Annotated in this window: 8 protein-coding genes and 1 pseudogene; 6 read left to right on the top strand and 3 right to left on the bottom strand. The window is 38.7% G+C overall.

Annotation, left to right across the window (positions count from 1 at the left end; all coding sequences use genetic code 11):
* Positions 1 to 407, bottom strand: a pseudogene (locus P20495_RS20530) (hybrid sensor histidine kinase/response regulator); the annotation flags it as partial.
* 76 nt (positions 408 to 483) lie between these two features.
* On the opposite strand from P20495_RS20530, the gene P20495_RS10530 reads away from it, so the two are divergent.
* A complete protein-coding gene (locus P20495_RS10530) occupies positions 484 to 1,056 on the top strand; it encodes a DNA-J related domain-containing protein (protein ID WP_008136180.1) in 573 nt (190 codons plus the stop codon).
* A 20-nt stretch (positions 1,057 to 1,076) separates the two neighbouring features.
* Here P20495_RS10530 and dbpA read toward each other — a convergent pair whose 3' ends face one another.
* Entirely contained in the window at positions 1,077 to 2,465 is a 1,389-nt protein-coding gene (gene dbpA, locus P20495_RS10535) for an ATP-dependent RNA helicase DbpA (protein WP_007377352.1), read from the bottom strand.
* Between the two features lie 188 nt (positions 2,466 to 2,653).
* Here dbpA and P20495_RS10540 point away from each other — a divergent pair, with 188 nt between their 5' ends.
* The 3 genes from P20495_RS10540 (at position 2,654) to P20495_RS10550 (ending at position 7,329) form a co-directional block, all read left to right on the top strand.
* Positions 2,654 to 4,720, top strand: coding sequence for a TonB-dependent siderophore receptor (locus P20495_RS10540; protein ID WP_008136179.1), 2,067 nt, complete (start codon positions 2,654 to 2,656; stop codon positions 4,718 to 4,720).
* A 180-nt stretch (positions 4,721 to 4,900) separates the two neighbouring features.
* A complete protein-coding gene (locus P20495_RS10545) occupies positions 4,901 to 6,301 on the top strand; it encodes a M20/M25/M40 family metallo-hydrolase (RefSeq protein ID WP_008136178.1) in 1,401 nt (466 codons plus the stop codon).
* A gap of 86 nt (positions 6,302 to 6,387) precedes the next feature.
* Complete coding sequence (locus tag P20495_RS10550) at positions 6,388 to 7,329, top strand: tetratricopeptide repeat protein (protein ID WP_008136177.1); 942 nt, start codon at positions 6,388 to 6,390, stop codon at positions 7,327 to 7,329.
* 44 nt (positions 7,330 to 7,373) lie between these two features.
* On the opposite strand, the gene P20495_RS10555 is transcribed toward P20495_RS10550, so the two are convergent.
* Positions 7,374 to 8,279: a DUF808 domain-containing protein gene (locus tag P20495_RS10555; RefSeq protein ID WP_033015709.1), complete on the bottom strand. Its 906-nt coding sequence runs from the start codon at positions 8,277 to 8,279 to the stop codon at positions 7,374 to 7,376.
* Between the two features lie 254 nt (positions 8,280 to 8,533).
* Between P20495_RS10555 and P20495_RS22725 the strand changes: the two genes are divergently transcribed.
* The gene (locus tag P20495_RS22725; RefSeq protein ID WP_306304978.1) at positions 8,534 to 8,707 is read left to right on the top strand and encodes an MliC family protein; all 174 of its coding nucleotides are present in this window, start codon (positions 8,534 to 8,536) and stop codon (positions 8,705 to 8,707) included.
* Positions 8,708 to 8,774: 67 nt separating this feature from the next.
* The gene (locus P20495_RS10560; protein WP_008136175.1) at positions 8,775 to 10,805 is read left to right on the top strand and encodes a methyl-accepting chemotaxis protein; all 2,031 of its coding nucleotides are present in this window, start codon (positions 8,775 to 8,777) and stop codon (positions 10,803 to 10,805) included.
* Positions 10,806 to 10,813 lie beyond the last annotated feature (8 nt).

The raw sequence follows: 10,813 nt of genomic DNA, 5'->3' as shown, positions 1-10,813 counted from the left end.
TTTTCATTGTTATTTTCAGCAATAACCAATGCACGACTATATTCAACAATAGCCTGCTGAAATAAGCCTTGATAAAACAGTATCACCCCTTGCATTTTTATTGCGCGAAAATTTTCTGTAGGTAAAAATGAGAGGGATGTTTCTTTTTCGAGTAGTTTAAAATAGTGTAATGCATCAGGATATTGGCCGTTAGAAAATGCTAAGTTACCCAACTCTGAATACACTAAAGCACGATCTTTAGCGGTGGTTGCCTGCATTTCCAGCAATGTATTACCAGATTGAAGCTTTGCACTCCATTGCTGTTGTTGTTTAAACTCATCAAGTAACAAAGTAGCATTTTGTGCACAGCTCGGTGGAGCTAGCGCACTACATACAATGAATAAAAGGCACTTAAACTTGCCTCGCATAATTTTAATCCTTCAGATTGTTACTTATAACAATGTAATCTTTATCGAAGATACACCAATTACTAGGGCGTAAACAATGCTTAACCCACTGATTGACCAGATATTTGATTTAATATTAACAAAGCAAGTTTGGCAAGTTCATATTCTAGCATCAGAACTTATAAATAGTGGTGCAATTAAATCACTTGATAAAAATCCTGATCGTGATTTATTTAAGCGCAACTTTCTCATCATGAATGCACTGTATCAACTTCAAACTCAGCTTCATCCACAAACATTGTTAGTTTCAGCTTTGCATATAGAACTTTTAGAAAAAGAGTGTGAGTACCCACTAATAATTAAAACAAATTTGAAGGACTATTATCTAAACTGGGAAAATTACGACGCCTCAGCACAAGAAATAGATGCACTCTTGACTAGTTTTTGGGAGAGGGTAAAACATGCAGATACAACAGTAACGTTAACAAAAGAAAATTATGATGAGCTCACTGCTAAATGGGAACTGCCAACTAACTTTACCCTTAAAGAGCTACAAAAACGCTGGCGGCAACAAGCTCTCAAAAATCATCCCGACAAGCCTAGCGGCTGCGAAATAAAATTTAAAAAAGTAAAAGGAGAATACGAGCAACTAAAAGCAGCTGCTCGTTAGTACATTCATTCAAATATAAATTAACGAGTAAGGCGACGAGCGCGTATTTTACGCCCCTTAATGTTGCCTTCAGTTAATTTACGAAGTGCTGGTTTTGATGAATTACGTTCAACTGCAACAAATGCTACGTTATCAAGTACGTTAATTTTACCTACTTGACGACCTGCAACCCCATCCTTACCTGTTAGAGCACCAAGAATATCGCCTGCACGTACTTTTTGCTTTTTACCTGAATCAATCATCAAAGTAACCATTTCAGGGCGGTACGGCGGTTTATCTAATAAATTAAACGGCGGCATTTGCTCTGGAGTAATATCACGCTCGTAATGATCGCCAATTTGTGCAATTTTAAACGCTTCTGCTTCACCGTAAATAGAACAAGCAATGCCCTTTTTACCAGCACGCCCAGTTCGGCCAACACGGTGAACATGTGTTTGCGTGTCATGTGCTAAATGGTAGTTAATAACCATATCCATGTCATCAATATCTAAACCTCGCGCAGCAACATCGGTTGCAACAAGTATTGAAGCACTTTTATTTGCAAAGTGAATTAGCGTACGTTCACGATCGCGTTGCTCTAAATCACCGTGCAATGCAACAGCGCTGAAGCCTTCGTCAGCTAAATCATCACACACTTGTTGTGTTTCTACTTTGGTATTACAAAATACAACACAGCTTTGTGGTGTAAATTTAAGAAGTAATAACTTAAGCGTTGGATAGCGCTGCTTATTGTTATCCATTTTGTAGAAGTACTGCTTAATTGTGCTTTTGGCTTGCTCTTCTTCTACTTTAACCATTTCTGGATTTTTAAGTACACGCTTAGCAATTGCTTCAATGGCTCTTGGGAATGTAGCACTAAATAACAATGTTTGACGATTTTGTGGAATACGCTCAATAATTGCATCAAGTGTGTCTTGAAAACCCATATCAAGCATTTGATCGGCTTCATCAAGTACCAATGTTTCAACATCATCTAAACGTAAAGTACCTTTACGAATATGATCATCAACACGCCCAGGTGTGCCAACAATGATATGCGCGCCATGTTCAAGTGAACCTATTTGCGGGCCAATTGAAACACCACCACATAACGTCAATATTTTAATGTTATGAATGCCGCGCGCTAATTTACGCATTTCAACTGCAACTTGCTCAGCAAGCTCACGAGTAGGACACAACACTAAAGATTGAATACGAAAACGTTTTACGTTTAGTTTAGCTAACACACCCAAGCTAAACGCAGCAGTTTTACCTGAACCGGTTTTTGCCTGAGCAATGATGTCTTTACCAGCAAGTACAGGCGGCAAACTTTGCGCTTGCACAGGTGTCATGTGGGCATAGCCAAGTGTTGATAAATTATCAACGAGTCCAGCCGGTAAAGCCAAAGATGAAAAAGCAGTTGAAGTCACAGTAAGTTCCATAGCAATAAAATAACATGGGAGAAAGTCCCACTAAATATGCTGCTAATAATAGCAGAATTCGTAATTGGCAACCATTAGCAAACACATTATAAACAGGTTAATGAAAGGTGTTGAAAATGATAGTAGTTTGCATTAAGATCTCTATTTTTTTTACATATCTGCCCTGGAAGCAATTAATGAAACTGAACTCTCTTTACATAGCACTATTAGCAAGTATTACCGCAAACGCACATGCAAACTCTACCGACCTTGAACGCATAGAAGTAAAAGGTAGCTACTTTAACGATTACAAAGTAGATAACGCCAATGGCGCAATGAGAACATCAGCTTCATTACTTGAAACTGCACAATCTGTCACTGTAATAACCGACACTATTATTAGCGAACAACTTGCCACTACCCTTGGCGAAGTACTTACCAATGACGCAAGCTTAACTGCAGGCTCGCAACAACGTAACCGCGAAGTATTTAATTTACGTGGATTCGAGTTAAGCTCATCAACAGGCTATTTACGCGACGGGCATCAGCATTGGTCACACTACCAACAACCAATCGAAATCCTGCAGCAAGTAGAGGTTATTAAGGGTCCATCAAGCATTTTATATGGTCAATCAGGCCCAGGTGGCTTGGTAAATATGGTAACCAAAAAACCTACAGCACAAACATTATTTAATGCCAGTGCCGATGTAGATCAGCATGGGTCAACTCGCTTTATGGTAGATGCTGCAGGAGCATTAACTGAATCGGAAGATTTACGTGCTCGTGGTATTTTAGTAAAGCAAGACGTTGACTACTGGCGTGAGTACCAAAACGGTGAAAACCGTGAACGCGACCGCTTTTTAGGTGCATTAGTTGTAGATTATGATATTAGCGATAACGCATTAGTACGTGTGCATTATGACCGCACAGATGATAAAGCGGGGTTAGATACTGGCGCTTGGATTGATGAAAATGCTAACGTAATTGGCGATGACAAAACAATTCGCGATATGTCTTGGGCATTTACCGATATAACGGTAGAAAACCTAGGTGTAGACCTAGAAGTATTTTTAACCGATAACTGGCAAGTAAAGCTTGGCTATAACGAACAAACGTTTGAACGCCAACGTTTTGAATCAGCACCTCGTAAACCTTCTTCTTTTACTGAAGGTGATAGCTATGAATCTCGCCCTTATGATCGTTTTGATGACTGGCAGTTTACCACCGCATTTATTGACTTTATCGGTGAATTTGAAACCGCAGGCGTCCAACACCAACTATTGATTGGTGCAAATTCGCTTGATTATTACTATGGTCAATTACGCACTTCTAGTGACTCTATTACCTACTCTGCAGGCCAAATTGAGCCAGCTCGCCCAGACGTGAGTTACACAACGGATACAACCAAACGAGAATCTAAATATGACTTCTATGGCGTTTATTTTCAAGATTTGATGACATTCACACCAGAGTGGCAAGTATCTGTCGGTGGTCGATTTGACAAACAAAATAAAGAAGGCGCAGACAATGAGTCATTTGTGCCTAAGTTTGGCGTGTTATACCACCCGAATGCTTCAGCAACTATATATGGTAGTTATTCTGAAGGCTTTGAACCGCAAAGTAGTGATACCTTAATCAATGAAAATGATGCCAATAACGGTATGAAACTTGATGCTGTTACTTCTGAGCAAAAAGAAATAGGCATTAAATGGCAATTATTTGATGATCGCTTAATGCTTAGCAGTGCACTTTTCGACATTAGCAAAACAGGCACCTTGATCACTGAGCAGTTAGATAATCCAGCAGGTAATATTGAAACAATAACAACACAGGCCGGTGAGCAACGCCACAAAGGTTTTGAACTAGGTGCACAAGGCGCAGCCACTGATCGTTTATTTGTCATGGCATCAACAATGTACATTGATGCTGAATATGTTCAAGGCAACGCACGTCCAACAGATACACCAAAATGGTCTGCATCTCTTTGGACTCGCTATGAGTTAAACGATGCAATTGCTTTTAACGCTGGTGCTTTTTATGAAGGTGAGCGCTTTGCCGACAGCGACAATACAATTACTAAAGATGCATATACGCGTGTTGATGTAGGTGCTACTTATAAGTTTAATTTAAGTAATACCGATATTAACTTACGCCTTAACATCGAAAACTTATTTGATAAAAGCTATTTAGGTGGTGGCGGCACTAGTAATGTAACTGTTGGCGAGGGTACAAATCTTCGTTTAGCAGCGCAATTTAGCTTTTAAATAAATGCCTTAAATAACAGTGTTAAAATATAGCCCGCGTACATTTACGCGGGCTTTTTTATATCTAAACGTTTATACCTAACAGCATTAAACCTATTACAAAGCCTATTCATCTCATCTATTTTTTATCATGTTTGTTACATGTTCTAATAGCGCTAATTATTAAAAAGGCTTACCCAAATGAAAAAATTAATTACCGCACTGCTGCTTACTAGCAGTATGGCTGCAAACGCTAACAACGCCGAATTTACCCAAAAGCAATTACAACAAGTCAATGAAGTGCGCACCTCTGCACTAAATAGTGAGCTAAGCTATAAGTTACTAGAGTCATTAACAACTGAAGTGGGCCCTCGCTTACCTGGTACTGAAAATGATAAAAAAGCGGTTGCATGGGCTAAAGCTAAATTTAATGAGCTTGGTTTTGATAAAGTATGGCTAGAAAAAGCAACATTTCCTGAATGGCGCCGTTATAGTGAAAGCGGAAAAATACTAACACCAAGCGAGCAACCTCTACATTTAACTGCATTAGGTAACAGTATAAGCACGCCTAAAGATGGGATCACAGCACCAGTAGTCTTATTCGAAACACTTGATGAACTAAAAGCCGCACCGGCGAACAGCTTAAAAGGTAAAATTGCGTATATTAATTACCGCATGAACCGCGATATAGACGGCAATGGTTACGGACCTGCTGTAAAAGCACGTGGCACAGGCGCTATTGAGGCGTCTAAAAAAGGCGCTGTTGCCTACATGATGCGCTCGGTAAGTACCGGTCATCATCGTTTTGCACACACTGGCGGTAGTTACTACAAAGAAGGTGTTACAAAAATACCTAATGTAACCATTGCTAACCCAGATGCCGATCAAATAGCACGACTCATTGCTTTAAATAAAGACGTGTCGGTAAATATTAATGTGCAAACCGAAAGCCTTGGTGAAGGCACAGGTTATAATGTTATTGGCCAGTTTAATGGTACCGAAAACCCAGAACAATATGTACTGATCGGCGGGCATTTAGATTCTTGGGATTTAGGGACTGGCGCACTAGATGACGGTGCAGGCGTTGCACTAACAATGGCAGCCGCTAAACATATTAGCGATGTAAAGCGTCCTAAGCGCAGTATTCGTGTGGTACTTTTTGCAGCTGAAGAGCTAGGTCTTTGGGGTGCAAAAGCCTATTTTGCAAAGCATAAAAACGAGCTAAGCAATATTGTTGCAGCCGCTGAGTCTGATTTTGGCGCCGATGTTGTATATGCTTTTGAATCGAACGTAAGCGCAGAGTCACTTCCTGTAGTTCGCGCTATAGCAAAAGAACTTGCGCCGTTAAATATTGAGCACATTGGTAAAAACCAAGCGAATGGTGGCCCTGATCTAATTCCACTTAAAGCAGCAACGTCAGCACCTATTTTTGAACTTGCTCAAGATGGAACAGATTACTTTGATTACCACCATACAGCTGACGATACGCTTGATAAAGTAACACCTGCTAAGCTGCGTCAAAATACCGCTGCATACGCTGTATTTGCTTTAATGGCTGCTGATGCAAAAACAACAATTAAGCCTAAAGCTCAAAATAAGTAATAACAGACATACTTACTTACAGTTTGTGGCTTTAACTAACACGCTTCTTGTTTTACCTTTAGGTAATTAAACAAGGAGCGTGCTTTATGTTACTTTTCAACACGAGTGAATCATTTCCACATTTTGCACAAACAACACGCTGCCCTCATTGTCAAAGCGACGCCTACCATTTAGTAAATAAAAGCCGCTATTTACGGTTTAGTATTTTGCCTATGCTTGCCTTAAAATTAAGTTATAAACGCGAGTGCTATCAATGCGGAAAAAGCGAACAGGTTAAAATAACGCAACTACCGTTAATAGAAAAACTAAGCCTACCCAAATACTTTATTGGCGCATTTTTATTACTTTGGATTGTTTCGTTTTTTTATCAACAGCATCTTGATACCGAGACTAAAAAGCAAAGCTATTTGAATACACCTAAAATATATGACACCTATTTAGTACACGCCGACAAATTTACACACGAACCCTGGACCCTAACCAATTTAAGAATTGCTCAAGTTTTAAGTTTTGATAAACAGTTTATTACCTTTCAGATAAGCAACTACAGCTATAAACGTAATAATAGTATTACTTTGGCAATGCGTACCAGCCAGCTAATTCAAGACAATTACTTTTCCACTAAAACAATCACTCTCCCTCGTGATGAAGTAAAGCGTTTGTATAAAGACGAAGCTATTTATGACGTGCTGCGACCTTATGCCAACAGCCTTTATGGCGGGTTTGTGATGTTCCCTCCCAAACCTAAGCCACTATATAAAGGTTTAAAACTCGATAAAAACAATCAACAAGGCATAATTTATTTTAAAGATAAGTTATTTGTTGAAGCATTTAATAGCTTTAAGCTAGCTGCTGAAGCAGGCTCTCAGTGGGGGCAATTAAATTTAGCGCAAATGTATCGTGATGGTCAGGGAATAGATCAGGATCAACAGCAAGCTATTTATTGGTATAAAAAGGCCATTGAGCAAAAAAATACTAAAGCACAATTTGAATTGGAGTCACTTTGTAAAATAACTATCTGTAAATGAGTGAATTTCAATATAGCTGGCGCAACAAGTACGCCAGCTATAAATTATTTTTTAAATAACTTTGTATAACCTACATGTATAAGCACAACAACTAAGCCGGCAATAACGCCTAGCAAACCATCAAACAAGAGAGGTGCTAATACTTCTCCTGTACCGCCAGCAACCGATTGAGCATAGCTTGTTACATCCAACTGTATATGATGCAGCAACGCAACACCATGGACCAAAATACCGCCACCCACCAAAAACATCGCGATGGTGCCAGCAAACGCTAAAAACTGCATTAGCCTAGGTGCGGCGGCAAGCAAACCTTTACCTAGTAATTCTTTAAATTTATTAGCCTTCACCTTTGATTGGTTAAGTAAATAAAGCCCGGCATCATCCAGCTTTACAATACCGGCAACCAAACCATAAACGCCAATAGTCATTATAATTGCGATAACGCAGAGCACTAACGCTTGGTTAAATAATGTAGCACCAGCAACAGTACCTAGCGTAATAACAATGATTTCAGCAGAAAGAATAAAGTCGGTTCTTATTGCCCCTTTTACTTTTTGTTTTTCGTACTCAACTAAATCTAATTTTTCATCTTCGTCTATCGCTTCATTCTGGTGGGGTAAAAACTTAGCAAATACTTTTTCAGCCCCCTCAAAACATAAGAATAAACCACCCATCATTAAAAGCGGTGTTATTAACCAAGGCAGCCATACGCTTATTAATAAAGCGGCGGGTACGAGTATCGCTTTATTTAAAAATGAGCCCTTTGCCACAGCCCAAACAACCGGTAATTCACGCTCTGCTGCTACACCTGTAACCTGCTGCGCATTGAGTGCTAAGTCATCGCCTAATACACCCGCTGTTTTTTTTGTTGCTACTTTACTCATTGTCGCAATGTCATCGAGCAAAGTGGTTATATCGTCTAATAATGTTAAAAGGTTAGTACCAGCCATAAAGCTTCCGAGCTCAAAAAATATTGCTATAAACATAACGTAAAGCATTACTTTCACCAACGGTTAATTTAGCTTTGTTAATCTCTAATTAGAATTAAGGGCAGGGCTTCCCAAAGATGATCATTTTGAACGTAGATGGAGGTAAGAGTGAAAATAAATATAGCAATTATAGTCAGCTTACTTAGCTTAATCGCATGTAGCGAACAGCAAGTAAATACTACCTATCTATGTGGTAAAAAAAACTAACACTAAGTATTATCAACGATAAATATGCTGAGCTTACTTTTAACAACGAAACGCATTTAATTAATCATGAAAAAAGTGCATCAGGGAATAAGTACATAAGCGAAAATGTACTGTTTTGGGGTAAAGATAATCACGCCATGCTTATAATTTCAGGGAAAAAGCAGCAATGCATTATTAATTAGCCACCAATTAACAACATCTAAAAAACACTGCTACACTAAATAAAGTGTTAATTTTGTTGATGAAGTTATGCGCTCTATTGCTATAAAACATAAAATAATCTTAGCTTTTTCTGCCATAGGGCTGTTAATGCTGACTAGCTGTGTGTTTTTTTATTGGTCGTTAAACCAAATTAGTATTACTACTTCACGTATAGAAACCTTAGCCGTTCCAGTACAACAAGTTAGTAAAGATTTAAGGCTTTCACTTCTTTCCATAACTAAATTTAATGCTGTTGCTTACAGCCAGACCAAACCAGATTCACTATTGCGAAATAAAGACCAAGCATACGCAGAGCAAGAGCAATTTCTAACAATGCTTAATGCGCTTGAATCCCAACTGTTTCAGCAGCAAAATATGCAAGCTTTACTTGCAGCAACAACTGATAACTTTAATCAACTAAGCAAAATAAGTGCTGCAATGTTTAGTGCAAAGGAACAACGATTTAAAGCACAAAACTCGGCCCTATCACTTATTAAAGAATTCATTGAGCAATTGAGTAGCTTGAGTAATCGTTTGCTTGACATAGAGCTATTAGAAGTACCCTCAACACAACAGCCTCTACTCGATTCTATGTTTGGTACGGCAACACGTATTGATGATCTACTATTTAATTTAAGTAACAATGTTAAAAGCATCACTCAAACTACAAGTACTAGCGACTTAAGTAATCACCAACAAGATACTTTGTTTTTACTCGATAATATTCAGCCTAACTTTACTTACCTAGAGCAGCAGGCGACACCTTTTAGTAATGATCTAAACATCGGCCAACTTACTATTGAGTTCAACGATTTAAGGGATCTCTTAAATGCGCCAAATGGTATTTATGTAAAACAAAAGAAAACGATTGAAAACAAAACAACGGCGCAACAAAAATTTGAACGCTTTCAACAAGAATTTATAAACACAGAAAACCAATTACTTAAACTTAATAAACTTGCTGATGAACGATTTAACACCCTTCAAAATAATGCCAAATCAGCCATTAATATGGGCTCAAGCTCGGTAATTATAATCGCCCTTGTACTGATTATACTGGTGATCATAATTTCAATTTTTACCACCAATGCAATGCTAAAGCCCCTTAATAAAGTAAATCGTGATTTAGCTTGCATAGCCTCAGGTGACTTTTCTAAGCGCAGCCATCCACGCAGTAAAGATGAGTTTGGCACTTTACTTAACAATATTAATAAACTTAGTGACGACTTAAGCCATTTAATAAAAGCAATTAGTAACGATGCACATGAACTGGACAAATCAGCGATTCAAACCAGTGAAAAAGGCCAGCAAATGACCATTGTTGCCCAACTACAGCTAGAGCGGAGCGCACAAGCAACTGCGCTTGCACAAAGTATGCTAGATAATTCACAAGCCGTGTACGAACAAGCTGATAGCACATCAAATGAAATAACTAACGCCTCACAGTTTGCTAATGACGTTAACCAAATAGCCAATCAAAATAGCCAAAGTATTGAGGCACTATTAAGCCGTTTAGATAAGGCAGTTAGTAGCACAAAAGAGCTTGCTGAATTTACCGAACTCATTGGTGCCATTGTAGAGACTATTAGTAGTATTGCTGAGCAAACAAACTTGCTTGCGCTCAATGCTGCAATAGAAGCGGCAAGAGCTGGTGAAAATGGACGAGGATTTGCAGTTGTCGCTGATGAAGTTCGCTCACTAGCTGCGCGTACACAAAGCTCAACAAGCGAAATAAATACCATGATCCAAACATTACAACAGCATACTAAAACAACACAAAGTGAAATTAATGATGGCCAACAACAAGCCAAAAAATGTGTTGAAAATAGTGCTGAACTAAATAAAGCTGTAGAGCGTATAAAAAGCACATTACTATCGGTTAATCAAATGAGCGAACAAATAGCAAAGGCCTCTCATGAACAGTTAACTAATAGTAACGACATCCAAAAAATAATGGCAAAGGTAACAGAGCAAGCCACCTTAAATGCCAAAAACGCGACAACCCTAGCAAGCGAAAGTGAAGACGTAAATCAACTTGCACACTCTCTAACGAGTGCCGTAGAGCGCTTTAAGTTTTAAGCACAAGT

Origin of the sequence: Pseudoalteromonas sp. BSi20495 (genome assembly GCF_000241185.1) — a bacterium.
GTDB classification, from domain to species: Bacteria; Pseudomonadota; Gammaproteobacteria; order Enterobacterales; family Alteromonadaceae; genus Pseudoalteromonas; species Pseudoalteromonas fuliginea.
This window is presented reverse-complemented; position numbering and strand designations above follow the sequence as displayed.